General features: G+C 64.4%; 20 protein-coding genes. 6 read left to right on the forward strand and 14 right to left on the reverse strand.

The features are described from left to right. Nucleotides 1-3 precede the first annotated feature (3 nt). The 4 genes from AC5WJ1_RS13555 to AC5WJ1_RS13570 form a co-directional block, all read right to left on the reverse strand. Nucleotides 4-783, reverse strand: coding sequence for an ABC transporter ATP-binding protein (locus AC5WJ1_RS13555; RefSeq protein WP_133092203.1), 780 nt, complete (start codon nt 781-783; stop codon nt 4-6). Next, entirely contained in the window at nt 780-1,640 is an 861-nt protein-coding gene (locus AC5WJ1_RS13560) for an ABC transporter permease (protein ID WP_133092204.1), read from the reverse strand. Before AC5WJ1_RS13560 ends, AC5WJ1_RS13555 begins: the two co-directional genes overlap by 4 nt. A gap of 30 nt (nt 1,641-1,670) precedes the next feature. Further along, nucleotides 1,671-2,606: an ABC transporter substrate-binding protein gene (locus AC5WJ1_RS13565; protein WP_371702380.1), complete on the reverse strand. Its 936-nt coding sequence runs from the start codon at nt 2,604-2,606 to the stop codon at nt 1,671-1,673. A gap of 368 nt (nt 2,607-2,974) precedes the next feature. Further along, complete coding sequence (locus tag AC5WJ1_RS13570; protein WP_195431912.1) at nt 2,975-3,979, reverse strand: NAD-dependent epimerase/dehydratase family protein; 1,005 nt, start codon at nt 3,977-3,979, stop codon at nt 2,975-2,977. 9 nt (nt 3,980-3,988) lie between these two features. On the opposite strand from AC5WJ1_RS13570, the gene AC5WJ1_RS13575 reads away from it, so the two are divergent. Together AC5WJ1_RS13575 and AC5WJ1_RS13580 are read left to right on the forward strand one after the other, a co-directional pair. Next, on the forward strand, nt 3,989-5,056 hold the full coding sequence (locus tag AC5WJ1_RS13575; protein WP_135705864.1) for a CDP-6-deoxy-delta-3,4-glucoseen reductase: 1,068 nt from the start codon (nt 3,989-3,991) through the stop codon (nt 5,054-5,056). A 293-nt stretch (nt 5,057-5,349) separates the two neighbouring features. Beyond that, nucleotides 5,350-6,537 (forward strand): acetylornithine transaminase, encoded by a 1,188-nt coding sequence (locus AC5WJ1_RS13580; protein ID WP_133092207.1) that lies wholly within the window; start codon nt 5,350-5,352, stop codon nt 6,535-6,537. A 276-nt stretch (nt 6,538-6,813) separates the two neighbouring features. Here the strand turns inward: AC5WJ1_RS13580 and AC5WJ1_RS13585 are convergent, their stop codons facing one another. The 8 genes from AC5WJ1_RS13585 to ltrA form a co-directional block, all read right to left on the reverse strand. Next, on the reverse strand, nt 6,814-7,530 hold the full coding sequence (locus tag AC5WJ1_RS13585) for an ABC transporter ATP-binding protein (protein ID WP_195431914.1): 717 nt from the start codon (nt 7,528-7,530) through the stop codon (nt 6,814-6,816). Nucleotides 7,531-7,562: 32 nt separating this feature from the next. Then, nucleotides 7,563-8,339: an ABC transporter ATP-binding protein gene (locus AC5WJ1_RS13590; protein ID WP_133092209.1), complete on the reverse strand. Its 777-nt coding sequence runs from the start codon at nt 8,337-8,339 to the stop codon at nt 7,563-7,565. Nucleotides 8,340-8,352: 13 nt separating this feature from the next. Then, on the reverse strand, nt 8,353-9,510 hold the full coding sequence (locus tag AC5WJ1_RS13595; protein WP_133092210.1) for an ABC transporter permease subunit: 1,158 nt from the start codon (nt 9,508-9,510) through the stop codon (nt 8,353-8,355). 13 nt (nt 9,511-9,523) lie between these two features. Continuing rightward, on the reverse strand, nt 9,524-10,459 hold the full coding sequence (locus AC5WJ1_RS13600) for a branched-chain amino acid ABC transporter permease (protein WP_135705865.1): 936 nt from the start codon (nt 10,457-10,459) through the stop codon (nt 9,524-9,526). A gap of 216 nt (nt 10,460-10,675) precedes the next feature. After that, complete coding sequence (locus tag AC5WJ1_RS13605) at nt 10,676-11,878, reverse strand: branched-chain amino acid ABC transporter substrate-binding protein (RefSeq protein ID WP_133092212.1); 1,203 nt, start codon at nt 11,876-11,878, stop codon at nt 10,676-10,678. Nucleotides 11,879-12,464: 586 nt separating this feature from the next. Further along, entirely contained in the window at nt 12,465-13,430 is a 966-nt protein-coding gene (gene ispH, locus AC5WJ1_RS13610) for a 4-hydroxy-3-methylbut-2-enyl diphosphate reductase (RefSeq protein WP_133092213.1), read from the reverse strand. A gap of 37 nt (nt 13,431-13,467) precedes the next feature. Then, nucleotides 13,468-13,956: an FKBP-type peptidyl-prolyl cis-trans isomerase gene (locus AC5WJ1_RS13615; protein WP_133092214.1), complete on the reverse strand. Its 489-nt coding sequence runs from the start codon at nt 13,954-13,956 to the stop codon at nt 13,468-13,470. 109 nt (nt 13,957-14,065) lie between these two features. Further along, nucleotides 14,066-15,769, reverse strand: a complete 1,704-nt coding sequence (gene ltrA, locus AC5WJ1_RS13620; protein ID WP_494476163.1) for a group II intron reverse transcriptase/maturase — start codon at nt 15,767-15,769, stop codon at nt 14,066-14,068. 1,185 nt (nt 15,770-16,954) lie between these two features. Here ltrA and radC point away from each other — a divergent pair. The 4 genes from radC to nadB all read left to right on the forward strand — a co-directional run bounded on the left by radC (nt 16,955) and on the right by nadB (nt 20,107). Beyond that, the gene (gene radC, locus AC5WJ1_RS13625) at nt 16,955-17,641 is read left to right on the forward strand and encodes a RadC family protein (protein ID WP_133092215.1); all 687 of its coding nucleotides are present in this window, start codon (nt 16,955-16,957) and stop codon (nt 17,639-17,641) included. A 189-nt stretch (nt 17,642-17,830) separates the two neighbouring features. Then, nucleotides 17,831-18,064, forward strand: coding sequence for a 50S ribosomal protein L28 (rpmB, locus tag AC5WJ1_RS13630; protein WP_006575661.1), 234 nt, complete (start codon nt 17,831-17,833; stop codon nt 18,062-18,064). Nucleotides 18,065-18,077: 13 nt separating this feature from the next. Next, a complete protein-coding gene (rpmG, locus tag AC5WJ1_RS13635; protein ID WP_010814980.1) occupies nt 18,078-18,248 on the forward strand; it encodes a 50S ribosomal protein L33 in 171 nt (56 codons plus the stop codon). Nucleotides 18,249-18,514: 266 nt separating this feature from the next. Continuing rightward, nucleotides 18,515-20,107, forward strand: coding sequence for an L-aspartate oxidase (nadB, locus tag AC5WJ1_RS13640; protein ID WP_135705867.1), 1,593 nt, complete (start codon nt 18,515-18,517; stop codon nt 20,105-20,107). Nucleotides 20,108-20,181: 74 nt separating this feature from the next. On the opposite strand, the gene nadC is transcribed toward nadB, so the two are convergent. Continuing rightward, on the reverse strand, nt 20,182-21,045 hold the full coding sequence (gene nadC, locus AC5WJ1_RS13645; protein ID WP_195431916.1) for a carboxylating nicotinate-nucleotide diphosphorylase: 864 nt from the start codon (nt 21,043-21,045) through the stop codon (nt 20,182-20,184). Then, the gene (gene nadA, locus AC5WJ1_RS13650) at nt 21,042-22,196 is read right to left on the reverse strand and encodes a quinolinate synthase NadA (protein ID WP_195431918.1); all 1,155 of its coding nucleotides are present in this window, start codon (nt 22,194-22,196) and stop codon (nt 21,042-21,044) included. The genes nadC and nadA overlap by 4 nt, the downstream gene beginning before the upstream one ends. Nucleotides 22,197-22,275: the final 79 nt, after the last annotated feature.

Below are 22,275 nucleotides of genomic sequence, written 5' to 3' on the forward strand. Positions count from 1 at the left end.
GTTTCAGTGCTCGGCCGCGGCAATGGCCTCGGCGCGGATTTCCTCGGTCAGCCGCGCCTTGAGCGCGGAAAACTCCGGAGAGGTCTTGATCGTGTAATGGCGCGGATGCGGAAAATCGACCGCGATATCGCTCTTGATCCGGCCCGGCCTGGCGGAAAACACCGCCACCCGGTTGGCCATGAAAATGGCCTCGTCGATATCATGGGTCACGAATAATACCGTCTTGCGCGACGCTTCCCATATGCCGAGCAATAACTCCTGCATCAGCACGCGGGTCTGGTTGTCGAGCGCGCCGAACGGTTCGTCGAGCAGCAGGATCTTGGGATCGTTGGCCAGCGCCCGCGCGATCGCGGTGCGCTGCTGCATGCCCCCCGACAGCTGCTTCGGGTAATGGTGCTCGAATCCGCGCAGCCCCACGCGCTGGATAAAGAAGTCGCTGCGCTCCTTCTGCTCCGCCGCGCTCATGCCGCGCTCGCGCAGGCCGAAGCGCACGTTCTGCTCGATCGTCAGCCACGGGAACAGCGTGTACGACTGGAACACCATGCCGCGGTCGGCGCCCGGGTCGGAGACCGGCTGGCCGTCGAGCAGCACGCGGCCGGTGGAAGGCGTGTCCAGCCCGGCCACGATGCGCAGCAGCGTGGACTTGCCGCAGCCCGACGGGCCCAGGATGGTGACGAAGTCGTTATCGCGCACTTCGAAATCGACCGGCTGCAGCGCCAGCGTCTTCCCGCCGCGCGGGTTGGAGAAGGTACGCGAGACCTGCTGGATGGACAGTGCGCTCATTGGATCGAACTCCACGGGAACAGGCGCTGGTTGGCGCGCTTGAAGACAAGGTCGGAGACCAGGCCGATGCAGCCGATCACGATGATGCCGAAGATGATCTGCCCGGTATTGAGCAGCGCCTGGCTGTCGGTGATCATGTGCCCGATGCCCGACGACGAGCCGATCAGCTCGGCCACGATCACGTAGGTCCAGGCCCAGCCCAGCACCAGCCGCAGGATCTCGGCGATTTCCGGCGCGGCGCCCGGGATCAGCACGCGGCGCACGATGCCGGCGCTGTTGGCGCCGAGCGTGTAGGCGGCCTCGACCAGGTCCTTGCGCGCGCCGCCGACCGCCACCGCCACCATCAGCACGATCTGGAAGAACGAGCCGATAAAGATCACCAGCAGCTTCTGGGTCTCGCCGATGCCGGCCCACAGGATCAGCAGCGGGATGAAGGCCGACGCCGGCAGGTAGCGGCAGAACGAAACAAAGGGCTCGAAGAACGCCTCGGCCGCCTTGTACGCGCCCATGAAGATGCCCAGCGGCACCGCCAGCACCGCCGCCAGCACGAAGCCGCCTACAACGCGCCACACCGTCATGCCGATGTCGCCGATGAAGTTGTGCTCGGTGAACAGGATCAGACCCTCTTTGGCCATCGTCAGCGGATCGGCCAGGAACGTGCGCGGCACGAAGCCGCCCAGCGTCACCACGGCCCACACGCCGAAGAACAGCACGAAGAAAGACAGGCCCAGCATCCAGCGGGTATTGGGCTGCACCGGCACCAGCGGTGCCAGCCAGGGATGGCGCCGGCGCGCCGGTGCCGCCGGGGGGGCGGACACCGCTGCGGGCGCGTGGGAACCGATTCGGGCTTGCGTCATGACGTTCACGCCTCCTTGCGACTGCTCTGCTTACTTGAGGAAACGCGCGTCATACAACGCCGTCACGTCGGGCACCTGGCGGATCACGCCGATTTCCATCAGCACGCCCGCCGCTTCCTTGCTGAAGCTGGCGAGTTCGCCGGAGAAGAACTTCTTGTTGGCCTCGCGATCCTGCCAGCGCAGGTAGGCGGCCGACTTGGCGAACTGCTCGCCGGTCTGCTTGACTGCGGCACCCATGATTTCGTTAGCCTTCGCCGGCTCCTTCTGGATCATCTCGAGCGCCTCGAAGTAGCTGTCGACCAGCGCCTGCGCCGCCTTGGGGTTCTCCTTGAGCCACTTGGGCGCGCAGCCCAGCGTGTCGGTCACCATCGGGTAATCCAGCGTGGTCGCCAGGATCTTGCCCTTGTCCGGGTTCTGGCGGACGGTGGACAGGTAGGGCTCGTAGGTCATGGCGCCGTCGTTCTGGCCGGCCACGAACGCCTGCGCCGCCGCCTGCGGCGACAGCGTCGTGGTCTTGACGTCCTTCAGCGACATGCCGTTCTTCTTCAGCATCCAGGCCAGGCCGAAGTACGGCGCGGTGCCCGGCGCATCGACGCCAATGGTCTTGCCCTTCAGGTCGGCAAAGGTCTTGACGTCGCCGCGCACGGCCAGGCCGTCGGCGCCGTAGGACTTGTCGAGCTGCACGATCTGGGTGATCGGTACGCCGTTGGCGTTCCAGGCCACATGGGTCTCGACCGTGGTCGCCGCGCACTGGATCGCACCGGCGGCCAGCGCCAGGTGGCGGTCCTTCTGCGGGATCATCTTGATGTCGACCTCGACACCGTTCTTCTTGAAGATGCCTGCCTTGTCGGCCAGCGTCAGCGGCGCGAAGCCGGTCCAGCCGCTCATGCCGAGCGTGACCTTGGTGGTCTGCGCGTGGCCGGCGCCTGCCATGGTGACTGCCGCGGCAAACAGCGCGGCCTGCATTGCCTTGCGGCCACGAATCCTGCCTTGAATCCTGCCCTGCATGCGGCTTTCCATCCTCATCGAAACGCTCCTTTGGTGTGTCCGTCGACGGCAGGCCATGCTTGTGGCGCGCTCGTTTTCGGGCATTAAACAATGCCTGTATATACAAGTCAATGTAGGGCTTCCCCCGAGGGGTTAGACGTCACATCACCGCGGAAATCGGCTGGACGGCGCGGAGGCATCAACCACCACAACGGTGCTGCGGCTTGCCGTAGGTGCGGAAAGCACCACGTTGGCACGCCAGAAGTGTTGCTGTATAGACAGGATTGAAGTGACGCCAGGATGAGCAAACCCCGTGCCAGGGGCACGGGGCGCGACCGCGGGCGCGCTCAGGCGTCGAAGAAGGAAGCGACCGTGGGAAAGCGCAGCCGCAGCCGCAACTCGCGCTTCAGGCGGCGGTTGTCGAGCCGGCGCGACTCGCTCATGAAGCTCAGCAGCGTCGGCTCAATCACTTCACGCGCCTGGCCGCGCGTAATACGCGGGGGCCGCGGCAGGCCGCGCCGATCGGCAACGAGGTCGAAGTAGTCGGCCATACGCAGCTCGGTATCGTCGCTGGCATGGACCACCCGCTGCGGCCGGCCGCGGACCAGCGCGGCAACCATGATGCGAGCCAGGTCGTCGGCATGGATATGGCTGGTGTAGACGTCGTCCTGCGGCACCAGCGCGGGCGTGCCCCGCTTGAGCCGGGCCACCGGCAGCCGCTCGGCGGCATAGATGCCCGGGATGCGCACGATGCTGGTGCGCCAGCCGGCATCGCGGCCAAAGGCGCGCACCGCCCCCTCGGCGGCCACGCGGCGGCGCGCGCGCGCCGTCTGCGGCCGCACGGCATGAAATTCCGACACCCGCGCGCCCTGCCGGTCGCCGTAGACGCCCGAGGTGCTGGCGTAGACAAAGGCACGGCGGCGAAGGCCCCGGTCGGGTAGAATGGCGGGCTCGCCGCCAGGCGTGCCGCCCTGCCGCCAGGCCTTGCGGCGCAAGGCGGCGAGCAAGGCACGCGTACGCGGATCGCCCTCGCCCTGACCGGGCGGCGGCGCCAGGTCCAGCACCTGCGTGGCCAGCCCGCGCAGCCGCGCCAGCGTCACCGGCCGGTCCAGGTCCGCCACCAGCGGCACCGCACCGGCGGCGCGCAGTTCGGCGCGGCGCGCCGGCTGCGACGTGACGGCAAACACGCGCATGCGCGACGACAGGATTCGCAGGCAGCGCGTCCCCACATCCCCGCACCCGACGATCAACAGGCGCGGACGACCCAGCCGGCGGCTGGGGACCGGCAAAACTGGTAAAGCCGGCAGGAGCGGGAGGCGCGAGGGCTGCAGCATCGACTGAATTTGGCTCATAGACCGATTATGGCTTATCAAGTAACCGTCATGCCCAGTGGCCACAAGTTCGAAGTGGCCGCGGACGAAACCATCCTCGGCGCGGCCCTGCGCCACAGCATCGGCCTGCCCTACGGCTGCAAGAACGGCGCCTGCGGCTCGTGCAAGGGCCGCGTGCTGGAAGGCACCATCGTGCAGGGCGACCACGCCCCGGCCGCGCTGACCGCGCAGGAAAAGACCGAGGGCCGCGCGCTGTTCTGCTGCGCCAACGCGTCGTCCGACATTACCATCGAATGCCGCGAAGTCCACGGCGCCGGCGACATCCCGATCAAGAAGGTGCCGTGCCGCGTGACCTCGCTGGAGCGGCTGGCCGATGACGTGATCGCCATCAAGCTGCAGCTGCCCGCGACCGAGCGCATGCAGTACCTGGCCGGCCAGTACGTGGAATTTCTGCTGCGCGACGGCAAGCGCCGCAGCTATTCGATCGCCACGCCGCCGCACGAGGACGGTCCGATCGAACTGCATATCCGCCATATGCCGGGCGGCGCCTTCACCGACTATGTCTTCGGCGCCAAGGAAGGTGCCCCGGCGATGAAGGAACGCGACATCCTGCGCTTCGAAGGCCCGCTGGGCAGCTTCTTCCTGCGCGAGGAATCGACCGCCCCGATCATCCTGCTGGCTTCCGGCACCGGCTTCGCCCCGATCAAGGCCATCGTCGAGCATGCCGCCTACACCGGCATCACGCGCCCGATGACGCTGTACTGGGGCGGCCGCCGGCCCAAGGACCTGTACATGCACGCGCTGGCCGAGCAATGGGCGCGCGACCTGCCCAACTTCAGGTACGTGCCGGTGGTATCCGACGCGCTGCCCGAAGACAATTGGCAGGGCCGCACGGGCTTCGTCCACCAGGCGGTGATCGCCGACCATCCCGACATGTCGGGCCACGAGGTCTACGCCTGCGGCGCGCCGGTGATGATCAACGCCGCGCGCGGCGACTTCACCCGCCAGTGCAAGCTGCACGAAGACGCGTTCTTCGCCGACTCGTTCACCTCCGAGGCCGACATGCACCCGGCCACGCCGGCAGCACCCGCTGCCTGACCCGCCCGGGCCGGCACGCCGTTCCGCCAGCGCAACAATGCCCGGGTCCGCCAAAATTGGTTTTGACACCCGGGCCCATGCGCCTTATATTTGCCCGCATGCATACGACCTTCAACCGACGCCGCAGCTTCCGTACGTCGCTCCCCGCTGGGGTGCCACGCGGCTGACCGTCGACTGCGTCTGTTCAGGTCAACGAGCCACGGGCAACCCCCGTGGCTTTTTGTTTTTCCGCGCTTTTCCGCTTTTTTCCTGCTTGTCCGTCCATCGTTTAAAGCCGACCCCTGGAGTCCGCCATGGCATTTGCTGAGTTTCCCGTCCAATCCCTGATGTACATCACCAACCGGCCCGAGCTCGTCTTCACCGAAGGCAAGGGCTCCTGGCTGACGGACCACAACGGCAAGCGATACCTGGACTTTGTGCAGGGCTGGGCGGTCAACTGCCTGGGCCACTCCAACCAGGGCATGATCGACGCGCTGGTCGAGCAGTCGAAGAAGATCATCAACCCGAGCCCGGCCTTCTACAACGAGCCGATGCTGCGCCTGGCCAAACAGCTGACCGATAACAGCTGCTTCGACAAAGTCTTCTTCGCCAACAGCGGCGCCGAAGCCAACGAAGGTGCGATCAAGCTGGCGCGCAAATGGGGCCGCAAGCACAAGAACGGCGCCTACGAGATCATCACCATGGACCACAGCTTCCATGGCCGCACGCTCGCCACCATGAGCGCGTCGGGCAAGGCCGGCTGGGACACCATCTTCGCGCCGCAGGTGCCGGGCTTCCCCAAGGCCGAGCTGAACGACCTGGCCTCGGTCGAGAAGCTGATCACCGACAAGACCGTCGGCATCATGCTGGAACCGGTGCAGGGCGAAGGCGGCGTGATCCCCGCCACGCGCGAGTTCATGCAGGGCCTGCGCGCACTGGCCGACAAGCACAGGCTGCTGTTCATCGTCGATGAAGTGCAGGCCGGCTGCGGCCGCTGCGGCACGCTGTTCGCGTACGAGCTGTCGGGCGTCGAGCCGGACATCATGACGCTGGGCAAGGGCATCGGCGGCGGCGTGCCGCTGTCTGCGCTGCTGTGCAAGGCCGAAGTCGCCAGCTTCGAGGCCGGCGACCAGGGCGGCACCTACAACGGCAACCCGCTGATGACCGCGGTGGGCAGCGCAGTGATCGAGCAGCTGACCGCGCCGGGTTTCCTGGATGACGTCAAGGCCAAGGGCGAATACCTGAAGGAGCAGCTGCTGGCGCTGTCGGCCGAGTTCGGCCTGGGCGGCGAGCGTGGCGAAGGCCTGCTGCGCGCCCTGCTGCTGGACAAGGACATCGGCCCGCAACTGGTGGAAGAAGCCCGCGACATGGATCCGCAAGGCCTGCTGCTGAACGCGCCGCGCGCCAACCTGCTGCGCTTCATGCCGGCGCTGAACGTCACGCGCGAAGAGATCGACCAGATGATCGGCATGCTGCGCACGCTGCTGAAGAAGCTGGCCTGACAAAAAAGCCTCGCGTAAGCGAGGCGTGAGGGCTGCTGCAAACCTTGCACACTGGCAGGTTTGCTCCCCTCTCCCGCTTGCGGGAGAGGGGCCGGGGGTGAGGGCAGGAGCGTCAAAAGCTGATGCTCGCGGGTTTAGAACCGTTGGCTTCGCTCGGCGTGGTGCCTTGCTAGCCCGCCCCTCACCCCAACCCTCTCCCCATGAGGGGGAACACCTTGTTTAGGCCAGTTCGAGCGGCTTGGGAGCACCCAAAACCACTCGACCTTGCCGACGCCTTTACTCGCCCAGGTAGGCGGCCCGCACCTTGGGATCGTCCAGCATCTGCTTGGCGTCACCGCTCATGGTGATCAGCCCGGACTCCATCACGTAGCCGCGGTGCGCTGCCTGCAGCGCCAGGCGCGCGTTCTGCTCGACCAGCAGCACGGTCACGCCCTGCGCCGAGATATCGCGCACGACCTCGAAGATCTTGTCGACCATGATCGGCGACAAGCCCATCGACGGCTCGTCCAGCAGCAGCACCTTGGGCTGGCTCATCAGCGCGCGCGCCATCGCCAGCATCTGCTGCTCACCGCCGGACATGGTGCCCGCCAACTGGTTGGCGCGTTCCTTCAGGCGCGGGAAGATGCCGAACATGCGGTCGACGTCGGCCTTGATGCCGGCCTCGTCGTTGCGCGTGTAGGCGCCCATCTGCAGGTTCTCGGTGATGGTCATGCGCGCGAACACGCCGCGGCCTTCCGGCACCATCGCCAGCCCCTGCTTGAGCAGCGTGTAGCTGGGCACGCCCTTGATCGACTTGCCCATGTACTCCACGTCGCCGCCGGCCCAGCCCTGCAGGCCGGTGATGGCCTTCATGGTGGTGGTCTTGCCGGCGCCGTTGGCGCCGATCAGCGTGACCAGTTCGCCGTCCTGGATTTCCAGGTCGATGCCCTTGACGGCCTGGATGCCGCCGTACGCGACCTTCAGGCCGGAGATCTTCAGTACTGTCTGTTTCATTGCTGGCTGTGTCATTGCTTTCCCTCCCGCCATCAGTGCGCCGAGGTGCCGAGGTATGCCTCGATCACCGCGGGGTTGTTCTGCACCTCGTGCGGCAGGCCCTGGGCAATCACCTTGCCATAGTCCAGCACGGTCAGGCGGTTGCACAGGCCCATCACCAGCTTCACGTCGTGCTCGATCAGCAGGATGGTCTTGCCGTCGTTCTTGATCTTGTCGAGCAGGCCACGCAGCTCTACCTTCTCGGTCGCGTTCATGCCCGCGGCCGGCTCGTCCAGCGCCAGCAGCTTGGGCTCGGTCGCCAGCGCGCGGGCGATCTCCAGCCGGCGCTGGTGGCCGTACGACAGGTTGCGCGCGGTGAAGTTGGCGTACTTGCCGATGCCAACGTAGTCGAGCAGGTCATGCGCCATGTCCTCGATGCCCTCTTCCTCGCGGCGCACCGAAGGCGGCCGGAAGATCGCACCGAACAGCCCGGCCTTGGAGCGCACGTGCCGCCCCACCATCACGTTTTCCAGCGCGGTCATCTCGCCGAACAGGCGGATGTTCTGGAACGTGCGCGCGATGCCGGCCTTGGCCACCTCATGCACGGCGGTCGGCTGGTAGGGCTTGCCGCCCAGCACGAACTCGCCCGAATCCGGCGTGTACAGCCCGGTAATCACGTTGAAGAAGGTGGTCTTGCCGGCGCCGTTGGGGCCGATCAGGCCATAGATCTCGCCCGGCTTGATCTGCAGGCCCACCTCGGACAGTGCCTGCAGGCCGCCGAATCGCTTGTTGACCCCCTGTACCGACAGGAGGAAATCGTTGTTGCTCATGTTGTCCTCCTGGTCAGAAACGGCCCACGCTGCCCGCACGGCGCACCACCGGGCGGTCTTCCTTGCGCGGCGACGGCCAGATGCCTGCCGGGCGGTACAGCATGACGCCAACCAGGGCCAGGCCGAACAGCAGCTGGCGCAGGACTTCGGCATCCACAATCACATGGCCGAACAAGCCGGTCTGCATCGGCTCCGCCACCACGCGCAGCAGCTCCTGGAAGCCCACCAGCAGGACGCCGCCCAGGATCACGCCCGGGATATGGCCCATGCCGCCGAGCACCACGATGGCCAGCACGTAGATCGATTCCCACAGCGTGAACGATTCCGGCGACACGAAGCCCTGGAACGCGCCGAACACCGCGCCAGAGGCGCCGCCGAACGACGCGCCCATGGCAAAGGCCAGCAGCTTGATATTGCGGGTGTTGATGCCCATTGCCTTGGCGGCGATCTCGTCCTCGCGGATAGCGACGAAGGCCCGGCCGATGCGCGAGGTCTGCAAACGCAGGCACACGAACACGATCACGATGACCAGGAACACCAGCAGGTAGTAGTACATGAACACCGGCGTGAACTTCAGCCCGAAGATCTCGTGCGACTTGGAGAAGTCGAAGCCGAAGATATGGACCGGGTCCACCGCGGTGATGCCCTTGGGCCCGTTGGTGATGTTCACCGGACGGTCCAGGTTGTTCATGAAGATGCGGATGATTTCGCCGAAGCCCAGCGTCACGATGGCGAGGTAGTCGCCGCGCAGTTTCAGCGTCGGCGCCCCCAGCAGCACGCCGAACGTGGCGGCCACCAGGATCGCGATCGGCAACACGAACCACATCGACAAATGGATGCCGGTAGGGAACAGCTGGTGGATCCACTCGAACTGGTTCGCCAGGTGCGGCGAGCCGAGCAAAGCCATCAGGTAGGCGCCGACCGCGTAGAACGCGATATAGCCCAGGTCAAGCAGGCCGGCAAAGCCCACCACGATGTTCAGGCCCAGCGCCAGCATGATGTACAGCAGCGCAAAGTCCAGCACGCGGACCCAGTAGTTGCCGCCCAGGGTCTGGACGATGAACGGTGCGCACAGCGCGACCACCAGGAAGCCGATCAGCGCGGCCAGGGTCTTGGCCGGCACCTTCGTCGGAGCCGCGACGGCGGCCGTGGATGGAATCGGGGTATTCATGGATTCGCTCTCCTCAGGCGCGGTCCGCCACGCGTTCGCCCATGATGCCGGACGGACGGAAGACGAGCACAGTGATCAGTACGATGAAGGCGAAGACGTCCTGGTAGTTCGAGCCGAACACACCACCGGTCAGGTCGCCGATATAGCCGGCACCCAGCGCCTCGATCAGGCCCAGCAGCATGCCGCCGACCATCGCGCCGGCAAGGTTGCCGATGCCGCCCAGCACCGCGGCGGTGAACGCCTTCAGGCCCGGGATGAAGCCCATGTAGAAGTGGGCGTTGCCGTAGTTGGTGGCCATCATCACGCCGGCCAGCGCCGCCAGCGTGGCGCCGATCATGAAGGTGGCGGAGATGACAAAATTGGGGTTCACGCCCATCAGGCCGGCCACCTTCTGGTTCTCGGCGGTGGCGCGCATGGCGCGGCCGAGCTTGGTGCGGTTCACCAGTGCCAGCAGGCCCGACATCACCATCACGGCCAGGCCGATGATGACCATTTCCTTTCCGGTGATGGTGGCGCCGGTTCCACCGATATCAATCGGCTCCGACGGCAGCAGTTGCGGGAAGGTCAGCGGGTTGCGCGACCAGATCAGCATGCCCATCGTCTGCAGGATGATGGACACGCCGATCGCGGTAATCAGCGGGGCCAGCCGTGGCGCATTGCGCAAGGGCCGGTAAGCGATTCGCTCGATCGAGTAAGACAGTATTGCGCAGACCGGCATCGCGACCAGGGTCGCAATGACCAGCGTCAGCCATTCGGGCAAGCCGGGGGCGAACTTCTGCAGGCCAAGAATCGCTGACAGGGCGGTCAGCGCGCCGATCATCAGGACATCGCCGTGGGCGAAGTTGATGATCCCCAGAATGCCGTAGACCATGGTGTAGCCCAGTGCGATCAGCGCATAGATGCTGCCGAGCACCAGACCGTTCACGATCTGCTGGATAAGGATATCCATGAAAACTCCTGCTTCAGTCCCTTACCTGACGGCATGGTGTGGATGCCGGGGGAGGGACATTGATGTGGTGATGGGTAAGGTTGCCGAGGTTGCGTTGCTGGTAAGCGGCCCGCCATGCTCCATCCAGGGTAAGGATGCTTCTACATTAGGCGAGGCTAAAAAGAACGGCACCGCAAAATACTCACGGTGCCGTTCGGATGGGCCGGTAAGCCCTGATTACATCTTCACGACATCAAGGACGGACTTCTTCTTGTCCTTGTACTCGTACAGCGTGATGGTGCCTTCCTTCATGTCGCCCTTCTCGTCGAAGGCGATGTTGCCGATCACGCCCTTGTAGTTGGTCTTGGGCATTTCGGCCAGGATGGCAGCCGGTTCGGTCGAGTTGGCGCGCTTCATGGCGTCGACGATGACCATCACCGCGTCATAGGTGAACGGCGCGTAGATCTGCACCGGCGCGTTGAAGCGTGCCTGGTAGCGCTTGGAGAAGTCCGCGCCCTGCTCCATCTTCGACAGGGCCAGGCCGGCCTCGGAGCAGATGATGTTGGTCACGGCATCGCCGGCCAGCTCGGCCACCTTGTCGGTACAGACGCCGTCGCCGCCGACGATCTTGGCGCCGATGCCCAGTTCCTTGGCTTGCTTGGCGAACGGGCCGCCGGTGGCGTCCATGCCGCCGTACATGATCACGTCAGGCTTCTTGCCCTTGATCTTGGTGAGAATGGCCTTGAAGTCGGTAGCCTTGTCGTTGGTGGCCTCGCGTGCCACCACGTTCACGCCGGCCGCCTTGGCGGTCTTCTCGAACTCGTCGGCCAGGCCCTTGCCGTAGGCGGTGGCGTCGTCGACGATCGCCACGCTCTTGGCATGGAGGGTCTTGCTGGCATAGTTGGCCAGTGCCGGGCCCTGCTGTGCGTCGGTGGCCACCACGCGATAGGTGGTCTTGAAGCCCTGCTTGGTGTAGTCCGGGTTGGTGGACGACGGCGAGATCTGCACGATGCCGGCATCGCTATAGATCTTGGAGGCCGGGATCGACGTGCCCGAGTTCAGGTGGCCGACCACGGCCACGACCTTGGCGTCGACCAGCTTCTGTGCCACCGAGGTGCCAGTCTTCGGATCGGCGGCATCGTCTTCGCCGACCAGTTCCAGCTTGATCTTCTTGCCACCGACCTCGAGGCCGGCCTTGTTGACTTCTTCCACGGCCAGGCGGGCGCCGTTTTCGTTGTCCTTGCCAAGGTGCGCGATACCGCCGGTCAGCGGGGCCGCGTGGCCGATCTTGACGACGGTCTCGCCACCGCCCGCGGCAGGGGCTGCTGCGGCCGGCGCCGAAGAGGCCGCATCCGCCGGCTTCTCTTCCTTCTTGCCGCAAGCTGCTACCAGCGCCACTGCGGCCGCGATCGGCAGAATCTTGGCAAACGTGATTTGCATGAGTGATCTCCTAGGATTCACAAAAACAGGGATTTGCAACGCCTCCCGGACGTTTCCCTGGACCGCCTTTGTTTAGTTTCAATTTGAAACGCGCGCATTGTATCCCCTTTCTTTGCAGATGCAATACGCGACGCAACAAGTCGACCGATTTACCCTGCAAATGAGCTAGGGAATTTCCCCAATGCACAAATTGGGGCAATTCCCACTCACATGGCGGGGCCGTCCCACATACTTACAAGAATCGTGCCTGCACCGCCTGGCGGGCGGCATTAGGCGCGGGCTGCGCCACTATAATAGGCCTTAATTAATTAGGCATTTCATTTCAAATGCGGCGCACCAATCTCTAATGTGCAGAATGTAGCGCCGCACCATAATAGGGAAAACCCCAGTTACGGGGATTACCCCTATTTGTCTGTTCGCCAAACACGCGGGTTATACATGCACCGATCGCATTGCACCGATAATGTGCATTGCGCGTCATAAGCCCATGAATCGCGACCGCGCAGGCAAGCGCAAAAAAAAAAGCGCCGCATTGCGCGGCGCTTTTGTCATCGGCGTATCGAGATGCGGGCCGGCCCGCTGCCGTTCAGGCGGCGACGCTGGCCGGCATCAAGCCGCGCGGCAGCGGGAACGCCATGTTTTCCTCGATGCCCTCCAGTGCCCGCACCTGGCGCGCACCGAGCGCGCGCAGGCGATCGACGATCGACTGCGCCAGCGCCTCGGGCGCCGAGGCCCCGGCGGTCAGGCCGATGCGGCGCTTGCCGGCGATCCATTCCGGGCGCACCTGCTCCGGCGCATCGACCATATAGGCCGGCACGCCCAGGCGCTGCGCCAGTTCGCGCAGGCGGTTGGAGTTGGAGCTGTTGGGGCTGCCGACCACGATCACCACCTCGACCTGCGGCGCCATGAACTTGACCGCGTCCTGGCGGTTCTGCGTGGCATAGCAGATATCCTGCTTCTTCGGCTCTCGGATCTGCGGATAGCGCGCCTTCAGCGCGGCGACGATCTCGCGGGTCTCGTCCACCGACAGCGTGGTCTGGGTCACGAAGGCAAGCCGCGCCGGGTCCGCGATCTGCAGCCTGGCGACGTCGTCGGCCGTCTCGACCAGCACCATGCCGCTGTTGGCCTGGCCCATGGTGCCTTCGACCTCCGGGTGGCCGCGATGGCCGATCATTACGATCTCGCAGCCTTCCGCGCGCATCTTGCTGACTTCGACATGCACCTTGGTCACCAGCGGGCAGGTTGCGTCGAACACGTGCAGGCCGCGCTTGGCGGCGTCCTCGCGCACTTCGCGCGACACGCCGTGCGCACTGAAGATGACGGTGGCGCCGGCGGGCACCTCGTCCAGCTCGCGCACGAACACCGCGCCCTTGCTGCGCAGGTCCGCCACCACGTAGGCGTTGTGCACGATTTCATGGCGCACGTAGATCGGCGCGCCGAAGCGCGCGAGCGCGCGCTCGACGATCTCGATGGCACGATCCACGCCTGCGCAGAAGCCGCGCGGCTGGGCCATCAGGATCTCGGCGTCGGGTGCGGTGGTCAGGTCAGGCATGCTGCGTATCTGGACAGGAGTCGGCACGTTGGCGCAATCAGAGGATGCCGATCAGCTGCACGTCGAACAGGATGGTCTGCCCGGCCAGCGGATGGTTGAAGTCGAACAGCGCCGCGGTCTCGCCGATTTCCTTCAGCACGCCCGCGTACTTGCCGCCGCCGGGCGCGTTGAACTCGACCAGGTCGCCCGGGCTGTAGTCTTCCTCGAACGAGCTGTTCTCGCGCAGCGTGGCCAGCGACACCCACTGCAGCAGTTCGGGATTGCGCGGCCCGAACGCGTGCTCCGGAGCGAGACGGTAAGTCATGCGCTCGCCTTCCGGCATGCCCAGCAGCGCCTGCTCCAGCGTGGGCGCGAGCTGGCCCTGGCCGAGCAGCAGCGTGGCGGGCTTGTCGTCGAAGGTGCTGACGACCTCGGTGCCGTTCTCTAGCGAGATGCTGTAGTGCAGGGTCAGGAAAGAGTCGGCCAGGACAGTCTTGCGGCCAGCCGTGCCGCCGTCGGCTTCCGACGCGAAAGTTTGCAAATTCATGGGTGATCAACCGAGGGAGGGTAGGAGCAAGCCATTGCTGGCCCACTCCCCCCTAAGAACCGTACGTGCGGGTTTCCCCGCATACGGCTCAAGCCTTCACAAAATACCATCAAATCGATGGCACCGGCTTTACAACAGAAAGCCCGTGTTTATGCACTTGGACGTGACAGCTCGGATGCAGCAGCACGCGGTTCCTCAGACCATCGGAGCCACCGCGTACGCGGTACTCGATGTGGTGGTCATGCCACCCAGTGTCCTTGGTCATCTTGCACTGACACAGAGCACACAAGCCCCGCTGGGACATGTACAGCTTGATCCACTGCTTTCGGTGCGCCATGCTGTCAAGCAGCCGCTCCTGTCGCAATGTTTCACCATACACCTCCTGCGCCGGATCAAAAGGGTTGTAATCCCCTCTGACCTTCTTGTGCCTTTGGATGGGCGTGCTCGCGAGCGAGTACAACTCAACCCATACCTCACTATCGACATCTTTCACTACTGTGGTGCCAAACACCCAGCTGCGCTGACCGACTAAGCCGAAGTACTTCTTCCGCACCCAATCCGCCTTCTTGCCTGGATGTCGCCGCTTGGCCCACCGCCATAGGGCACGAAAGATGTCGTGCCCCAAACGGTTGAAAGCCGCCTTCGCCACTACGGCGCGGTGGTACTGCGCCCAACCTCTTAGCATCGGGTTCAGCAGTCGAATCAGCTCTGACTGCTTCACCGTCTTGTTGGCACTGATGACATCCTTCACCTTGCGATAGAACGTCTGCACGTTCTTCCTGCTCGGCTTGATGAGCAGTGTTCCGGAGTACTTCCGGAAGTTCCACCCAAGAAAGTCAAAGCCGTCGGCTATGTTGACGATCCGCGTTTTCTCCGTTGATAGCGTCAGCCCTCGTACCGCTAGGAACTGCTCCACCCACGGCTTCACCTCGTTTTGTAGGATCTCAGGCGTAGTGCCTGTGATCACGAAGTCGTCCGCATAGCGCACAACATTCACCTTCAGCTTCCGCGTTTTGGCGACCCCCAGATTCTTCTCGAAGGAAGCAACCAGTTGTCGTTCCAACCCGTTCAGCGCCACGTTTGCCAGAGTCGGGGAGATGATTCCTCCCTGCGGTGTTCCGGCTTCGGTCGCCTGAAACTGGCCCTGAAATACCACGCCAGCCTTCAGCCACTTGCGGAGGATGACTCTGTCCATCGGGACATTGCGCTCCAGCCAGTCGTGACTGATATGGTCAAAGCAACCTTTGATATCCGCCTCCAGTATCCATTGGGCTGAGTGCCCTCTGGACAGGTTGACGAACAGCTGTGACATGGCATCCGCCGTGGAACGATTGATCCGGAACCCATAAGAATTCGGATCGCTCGTCCCTTCGGACACCGGCTCCAGCGCCAGCAGGTGCAAGGCCTGCATGGCTCGATCCAACATGGTCGGAATGCCTAGTGGGCGCTCCTTCCCGTTGGCCTTAGGAATAAAGACCCGCCGCAATGGCAATGGCCTGTACCCTCGGCGCTTTAACCGTCCGATGGCTTCCCACCGGACTTCAGGCGAGTCCCACAGTTCGCGATCGACGCCTGCCGTTCGCTTACCTTGGTTCTCCGTCACTCGCTTTACCGCCAATGCCTTGGCGGAAAACGAGCGGGTCAGAGACCGTTGCAAGGCTTTCACCCTGCGCCAGTCCCCTTCCTGTGTTGCCTTCGCAATTCGAATCTGCATTGCCCGGACGTTCCGTTCCACTTGGCGCCAATTGATGGCATCCCAGCGTTGCGGTGCGCCGGAGAGCGCAGATTTATCCTCACGGATAAATGCTTCCATGCTGCTCTCCTATCTTGAGGTCTTCCCCCAAAACGCAGAGACAACATGCCCCCTGAGGGGCATATTGCCCCTCAGGGGAAGAAATTTCGGTTTCAAGCGGGTTAGCCAGTCGTCCTGCGACGAAAGACCAGTTGGAAGTCTGCCCGCTTTCGCGTGAGGTGATGTTTCAACCCCTATCCGAATCATTACAACCCGGCGTTCGCTTTCTCCAACCTCCCATACCCGCACAGCCAACAGCGTTCCTTACGGTCCGCCTGCCTGAGCCACACTGCGCTCGGGCAGCCATACGGGCTTACCACGTTCCCTGCACGCTACAAGACCGGGTTAGGGTCTGCCTCTTCGCCGATGGTCTAGTGACGACGTGCTCCGAATGTCCAGCGGAGCAACCGACCAAATACCGTTTTGGTTAGTGCCTGTCAGCAGCTTTGGCACCGCAATACTCACGACGTTTATCAGCAGTTCACTTCCGTTACCCATACCAGTCAGCCTAGCTCCTCGACCCCATGGCTGCTCGGAGTCTCTACCAGAAGACCTCACGGTCCTCTGGCACCCTTACGGGGGCTACATTGTCAGGAGAGCTTCATACCCCACCGTTACCAGTGACGCATGTCTCCCTAGGCTACTGCTAGTCGCATAGCAGGTTCTCTATCAAAGCGCCCTCACGGACGTGTCTGACCGAACCATAGCGTGCAGAGCTTTCGCTCCGCCTGAACCCTACCTGCCGGTCCGACTGGACCGGAAATGCAAATGCTCCGCCTTGTGGGCAGATGACATTCGCCCACTTGGCGTTTGGTGGCCAACGTGGCCACGTTCAAACTTGATGCCAAACTTCGGCATGTAAAGCCATTGTCCCCTCTTGGAGAGTGGACAACGCCACACCCGAGGGCGTGGTTCGCGCCTTTGGGCGGGCACTGGCTGGCAAGCCAGTACTGCAAGCAACGCTTCTCAGATAACTCTGAAAAGTGAGCAGGCGCTAGCGGCGTAAGCTATGGTGGGCTTCGTTTCACTAGCATGTGGGAGTACTCTCCCAGGGTCGATGCGTCTAACGCGACGCGGACGGACACGAGTGTGCGTGTCGCACGAACAACCCGTATTGTATTCGACTGGCCCATCGCTCGCCGTGCCGAAGCGTATACCCCTTCTACCCTTCCAGTCTCCGGCCGGCGGTCCAAACCCTGAACGCCCATGACCATAGCCAATTGGCCCGCCTGCGAGCGGCCGCGCGAAAAACTGCTGGAATGCGGCGCCGCCGCCCTGTCAGACGCCGAACTGCTGGCGGTGTTCCTGCGCATCGGCGCGGCTGGCAAAAGTGCCGTCGACCTCGCCCGCGAGCTGTTGCACCGCTTCGGCTCGCTGACCGCCCTGTTCGCGTCCGAACCCGGCGCGCTGGCTGGCATCAAGGGCATGGGCGTTGCCAAATACGCACAGCTGCAGGCCATCCCCGAACTGGCGCGCCGCGCGCTGGCCGAATCCCTAAGGCTGCCGACCGGCTTCGACTCGCGCGCGGCGGTGCACAACTACCTGCGCCTGACGCTGGCATCGCTGCCGCACGAAGTCTTCCTGTGCCTGTTCCTCGATCCGCGCAACCGCATGATTGCCTGCGAAGAACTGTTCCGGGGCACCCTGACGCGCACTGCGGTGTATCCGCGCGAGGTCGCGCGCCAGGCGCTGGTGCATAATGCGGCGGGCGTGATCGTGGCGCACAACCATCCTTCCGGCACCACCGCGCCCAGCCAGAGCGACGTGCACCTGACTCGCGAGCTGGCAAGGACGCTCGAACTCATCGACGTGCATCTGCTCGACCATTTCATCGTGGCCGGCCAGGAAATCCGTTCGCTGGCTGACGGTTGCGAATGCCTGCCGGGACTGTGACGCCTGCGGCACAGTGCTGGACGAGACACAACACATGCTGCCGTCATCGTACGGCAGGCATTGATTCGCCGGAGGATTCCGGTCTATAATTTACGTTTCACTGAAGTCCCAACCGCTGCAGTCCGGGCCCGCGCGCCTTTTGTTGATCTGTTGCGAACATTGTCCACGAATAAGATTTAGGAGTGCTTCATGGCACGCGTCTGTCAAGTGACCGGGAAAGCGCCGATGGTCGGCAACAACGTTTCCCACGCAAACAACAAGACCAAGCGCCGTTTTCTGCCCAACCTGCAGAATCGTCGTTTCTTCGTTGAATCCGAAAACCGCTGGGTGAGCCTGCGCGTCTCGAACGCCGGCCTGCGCCTGATCGACAAGAAAGGCATCGACTCCGTGCTCGCAGACCTGCGCGCACGCGGCGAAGTCTAATTAGGAGCACATCATGGCAAGCAAGGGCGGCCGCGACAAGATCAAGCTGGAATCGACCGCAGGCACGGGTCACTTCTACACCACGACCAAGAACAAGCGCACCATGCCGGAGAAGATGGAGATCATGAAGTTCGATCCCGTCGCTCGCAAGCACGTCGCTTACAAGGAAACCAAGATCAAGTAATTGATCCGGTATCCCGACAAGAAGCCCCGCCCGGTTGCGGGGCTTTTTGTTGCCCACTCGTTCTGCTTACGGCGCTCCACGCGCGACGTTGGCGCCCGCAGAAGGCAGGAAGCGCGCCGTTCGGCACACCGCGGCCGGTGCCGCGCCCTTCCGGCGCGATCACCGCCCAATCCCGCCCGGTGCACTGATGCACGGTATGGCGCGCACGGTGTAGACTTTGCCGTTTCCCCCATCCGCCTGGCGCCCTGCGGCGCTCTCTCCGCACCATGAATTTTGATGTCGCCATCGTCGGCAGCGGTCTGGCCGGCCTTACGGTCGCGCTGCAACTGGCCGACACCCACCGGGTTGTCATTCTCAGCAAGCGCGCCATGACACAGGGCGCCAGCGACTGGGCACAAGGCGGCATCGCCGCCGTGCTGGATTCCGGCGACAGCCATGACGAGCACACGCAGGACACGCTCGTTGCCGGCGCAGGACTGTGCGACGAAGAGGCAACCCGCTTTATCGTGGAGCACGGGCGCGAGGCGATCCAGTGGCTGATCGACCGCGGCGTGCCATTCACGCGCGACGAGCAGGCCGAACTGGGCTTCCACCTGACCCGCGAAGGCGGCCACAGCCGCCGGCGCATCATCCATGCGGCCGATGCCACCGGACACGCGGTGGTCAGCACGCTGCTGCAGCAGGCCACGCAGCATCCGAACATCACCATCCTGGAAGACCATTTCGCGATCGACCTGATCACGTCACGCAAGCTGGGACTCCCGGGCAACCGGTGCTATGGCCTTTACGTGCTCGACGACAATACCGGCGCGGTACACACCCTCACCGCCACGCATACGGTGCTGGCCGCGGGCGGCGCGGGCAAGGTCTACCTGTACACCACCAACCCCGACACCGCCACCGGCGATGGCATCGCCATGGCGTGGCGCGCGGGCTGCCGGGTGTCGAACATGGAATTCATCCAGTTCCACCCGACCTGCCTGTACCACCCCTATGCCAAGTCGTTCCTGATTTCCGAGGCGGTGCGCGGCGAAGGCGGGCTGCTCAAGCTGCCCGACGGCACCCGCTTCATGCCCGAGCACGATGAGCGTGCCGAGCTGGCGCCGCGCGACGTGGTCGCGCGCGCCATTGACTTCGAGATGAAGAAGCGCGGCCTGGACTGCGTCTACCTGGACATCAGCCACCAGCCCGAAGCCTTCCTGAAGGAACACTTCCCGACGATCTACGCGCGCTGCCTGGAACTGGGCATCGACATCACGCGCGAGCCGATCCCGGTGGTGCCGGCCGCGCACTACACCTGCGGCGGCGTTGTCACCGATACCGCGGGCCGCACCGATATCGGCAACCTGTATGCAGTGGGCGAGTCTGCCTGCACCGGCCTGCACGGCGCCAACCGGCTGGCCTCCAACTCGCTGCTCGAATGCATGGTGATCGGCCGCGCCGCGGCGGAAGACATCGCCTCGAAGGACAAGGCCGGCGCACCCAATATCACGCTGCCGGCGTGGGACGAAAGCCGCGTGTCCGATGCCGACGAGGAAGTCGTGGTGTCCCACAACTGGGATGAACTGCGCCGCATGATGTGGAACTACGTCGGCATCGTGCGCACCAGCAAGCGGCTGGAACGCGCGCAGCACCGCATCGGCCTGCTGCGCGAGGAAATCGCCGAGTACTACGCGAATTTCCGCGTCACGCGCGACCTGCTGGAGCTGCGCAACCTGGTGGAGGTGGCCTCGCTGATCGTTGACAGCGCGTACTCGCGGCATGAAAGCCGCGGACTGCATTTCAGCCGGGACTATCCGGATTCGCTGCCGAAGGCCCTGCCTACGGTGATGCAACCGCCTGCCGTGCGCAAGCGCTGAGCGCCGCGCAGCAATAAAAAACGGGGTGCGAGCCTGATGGCTCCACCCCGTTTTGGCTTCGGGCTGGCGATGCGTCAGCCGATGATACGCAGCGAGTAATCCGTCGCGCGCACGTCCTTGGTCAATGCGCCCACCGAGATCCGGTCCACGCCGGTCTCGGCGAAAGTGCGGATGGTCTCGGCATTGACGCCGCCCGACACCTCAAGTAGCGCCCTGCCCTGGTTGATCTTCACCGCGTCCTGCATCATCGGCACGGTGAAGTTATCGATCAGCACCGACTTCGCGCCTGCTGCCAGGGCTTCTTCCAGCTCCGCCAGCGACTCGACCTCGACCTGCACCGACGCATCGGTATCGAGCGCCTGCGCCGCCTGCAGCGCGGCGGTGATGCTGCCTGCCGCGGCGATATGGTTTTCCTTGATCAGGATGCCGTCGTACAGCGCCAGCCGCTGGTTCTCGCCACCGCCGATGCGGACCGCGTACTTCTGCGCCAGGCGCAGGCCCGGCAGCGTCTTGCGGGTATCCAGCACGCGCGCGCGGGTGCCGGCGATCAGGTCGGCATAGCGGCGCGTCACGGTGGCCACGCCGGACAGCAGTTGCAGGAAGTTCAGCGACGGGCGTTCGGCAGTCAGCAGCGAGCGCGCCGGGCCGGTGATCTCGCACACCACGGAATCCGCCGCCATCCGCGCGCCCTCTTCCTGCAGCCAGCGCACTTCCAGCGCCGGGTCGACCGCGCGCATGCAGGCATCGAACCACGGCTGTCCGCACAGCACCGCCGCTTCGCGCACGATCACGCGCGCGTGCGCGGGCTTGCCAGCGGGCACCAGCAGGCCGGTCAGGTCGCCGCTGCCGACATCCTCGGCGATGGCGGCCTGCACATTGGCTTGCAGCGCTGCGTGCAGCGCTGCGCCGTAGCTGTCGAAAATCGGATTCACGCTCATGCCGGGCCGATCCCCTGGAACAGCGCCTGTTCCTTCGCCAGGTCGGACGACGGACGCACATTGCGCTTCTGCGCCGCGGCGAAATCGAGCATGCGGTTGATGCAGGTCACCGCCTTGACGCCGATGGCCGGGTCGACGTGGATCTCGTTGCGCCCGGTCTCCAGCACCTCGGCCAGGTTGGTCAGCGCATTCATCGCCATCCACGGGCAGTGCGCGCAGCTTTTGCAGGTCGCGCTGTTGCCGGCCGTCGGCGCCTCGATGAAGTGCTTGCCAGGCGCGGCCATGCGCATCTTGTGCAGGATGCCGTTGTCGGTGGCAACGATAAACTCGGTCGCGTCCAGCTTCTGCGCCGCTTCGATCAGCTGCGAGGTGGAGCCGACCACATCGGCCTGCGCCACCACGTTTTCGGGCGATTCCGGGTGCACCAGGATCTTGGCGTTGGGGAATTCGCGGCGCAGCAGGTCCAGCTCGATGCCCTTGAACTCGTCGTGCACCAGGCACGAGCCCTGCCACAGCAGCATGTCGGCGCCGGTCTGCTTCTGGATATAGCTGCCCAGGTGCTTGTCGGGTGCCCACAGGATCTTCTTGCCCTGCGCGTGCAGGTGCTCGACGATCTTCAGCCCGATGCTCGACGTGACCATCCAGTCCGCGCGCGCCTTCACCGCCGCGCTGGTATTGGCGTACACCACCACGGTGCGGTCCGGGTGCGCATCGCAGAAGGCGGCGAATTCGTCGGCCGGGCAACCCAGGTCGAGCGAGCAGGTCGCATCCAGGTCCGGCATCAGCACGGTCTTCTCGGGGCTGAGGATCTTGGCGGTCTCGCCCATGAAGCGCACGCCGGCCACCACCAGGGTCTTGGCTTCGTGGTCGCGGCCGAAGCGGGCCATTTCGAGGGAGTCGGAGACGCAGCCGCCGGTTTCTTCGGCGAGGTCCTGCAGGTCGGCGTCGACGTAGTAGTGCGCCACCAGCACCGCATTACGTTCCTTCAGCAAGCGGCGGATACGCGCCTTCAGCGACTGCCGCTCATCGGGCGACAGCACCGGCGGCACCTTGGCCCAGGCATGGGCCACGCAGCTGCCGCCAGTGGCGTTTTCGGCATCCGCCAGGTTCGGCTTCTCGAACTCGACGGTCTTGATCGATTGTGGGGTCATCTCCGGGTACTCCTCTAGACCTCCGCCAACAGGGTGCGGCCGGCCAGAACATGGGGGAGTTTATCTAAAACAAAAGCCC

This window comes from Cupriavidus sp. MEYA8, from assembly GCF_059278825.1.

What these genes read in the sequence shown, in the direction of transcription:
- AC5WJ1_RS13555 (WP_133092203.1), bottom strand. Translation starts at nt 783, where the DNA reads ATGAGCGCACTGTCCATCCAGCAGGTCTCGCGTACCTTCTCCAACCCG.
- AC5WJ1_RS13560 (WP_133092204.1), bottom strand. Translation starts at nt 1,640, where the DNA reads ATGACGCAAGCCCGAATCGGTTCCCACGCGCCCGCAGCGGTGTCCGCC.
- AC5WJ1_RS13565 (WP_371702380.1), bottom strand. Translation starts at nt 2,606, where the DNA reads ATGCAGGCCGCGCTGTTTGCCGCGGCAGTCACCATGGCAGGCGCCGGC.
- AC5WJ1_RS13570 (WP_195431912.1), bottom strand. Translation starts at nt 3,979, where the DNA reads ATGAGCCAAATTCAGTCGATGCTGCAGCCCTCGCGCCTCCCGCTCCTG.
- AC5WJ1_RS13575 (WP_135705864.1), top strand. Translation starts at nt 3,989, where the DNA reads ATGGCTTATCAAGTAACCGTCATGCCCAGTGGCCACAAGTTCGAAGTG.
- AC5WJ1_RS13580 (WP_133092207.1), top strand. Translation starts at nt 5,350, where the DNA reads ATGGCATTTGCTGAGTTTCCCGTCCAATCCCTGATGTACATCACCAAC.
- AC5WJ1_RS13585 (WP_195431914.1), bottom strand. Translation starts at nt 7,530, where the DNA reads ATGAAACAGACAGTACTGAAGATCTCCGGCCTGAAGGTCGCGTACGGC.
- AC5WJ1_RS13590 (WP_133092209.1), bottom strand. Translation starts at nt 8,339, where the DNA reads ATGAGCAACAACGATTTCCTCCTGTCGGTACAGGGGGTCAACAAGCGA.
- AC5WJ1_RS13595 (WP_133092210.1), bottom strand. Translation starts at nt 9,510, where the DNA reads ATGAATACCCCGATTCCATCCACGGCCGCCGTCGCGGCTCCGACGAAG.
- AC5WJ1_RS13600 (WP_135705865.1), bottom strand. Translation starts at nt 10,459, where the DNA reads ATGGATATCCTTATCCAGCAGATCGTGAACGGTCTGGTGCTCGGCAGC.
- AC5WJ1_RS13605 (WP_133092212.1), bottom strand. Translation starts at nt 11,878, where the DNA reads ATGCAAATCACGTTTGCCAAGATTCTGCCGATCGCGGCCGCAGTGGCG.
- ispH (WP_133092213.1), bottom strand. Translation starts at nt 13,430, where the DNA reads ATGCCTGACCTGACCACCGCACCCGACGCCGAGATCCTGATGGCCCAG.
- AC5WJ1_RS13615 (WP_133092214.1), bottom strand. Translation starts at nt 13,956, where the DNA reads ATGAATTTGCAAACTTTCGCGTCGGAAGCCGACGGCGGCACGGCTGGC.
- ltrA (WP_494476163.1), bottom strand. Translation starts at nt 15,769, where the DNA reads ATGGAAGCATTTATCCGTGAGGATAAATCTGCGCTCTCCGGCGCACCG.
- radC (WP_133092215.1), top strand. Translation starts at nt 16,955, where the DNA reads ATGACCATAGCCAATTGGCCCGCCTGCGAGCGGCCGCGCGAAAAACTG.
- rpmB (WP_006575661.1), top strand. Translation starts at nt 17,831, where the DNA reads ATGGCACGCGTCTGTCAAGTGACCGGGAAAGCGCCGATGGTCGGCAAC.
- rpmG (WP_010814980.1), top strand. Translation starts at nt 18,078, where the DNA reads ATGGCAAGCAAGGGCGGCCGCGACAAGATCAAGCTGGAATCGACCGCA.
- nadB (WP_135705867.1), top strand. Translation starts at nt 18,515, where the DNA reads ATGAATTTTGATGTCGCCATCGTCGGCAGCGGTCTGGCCGGCCTTACG.
- nadC (WP_195431916.1), bottom strand. Translation starts at nt 21,045, where the DNA reads ATGAGCGTGAATCCGATTTTCGACAGCTACGGCGCAGCGCTGCACGCA.
- nadA (WP_195431918.1), bottom strand. Translation starts at nt 22,196, where the DNA reads ATGACCCCACAATCGATCAAGACCGTCGAGTTCGAGAAGCCGAACCTG.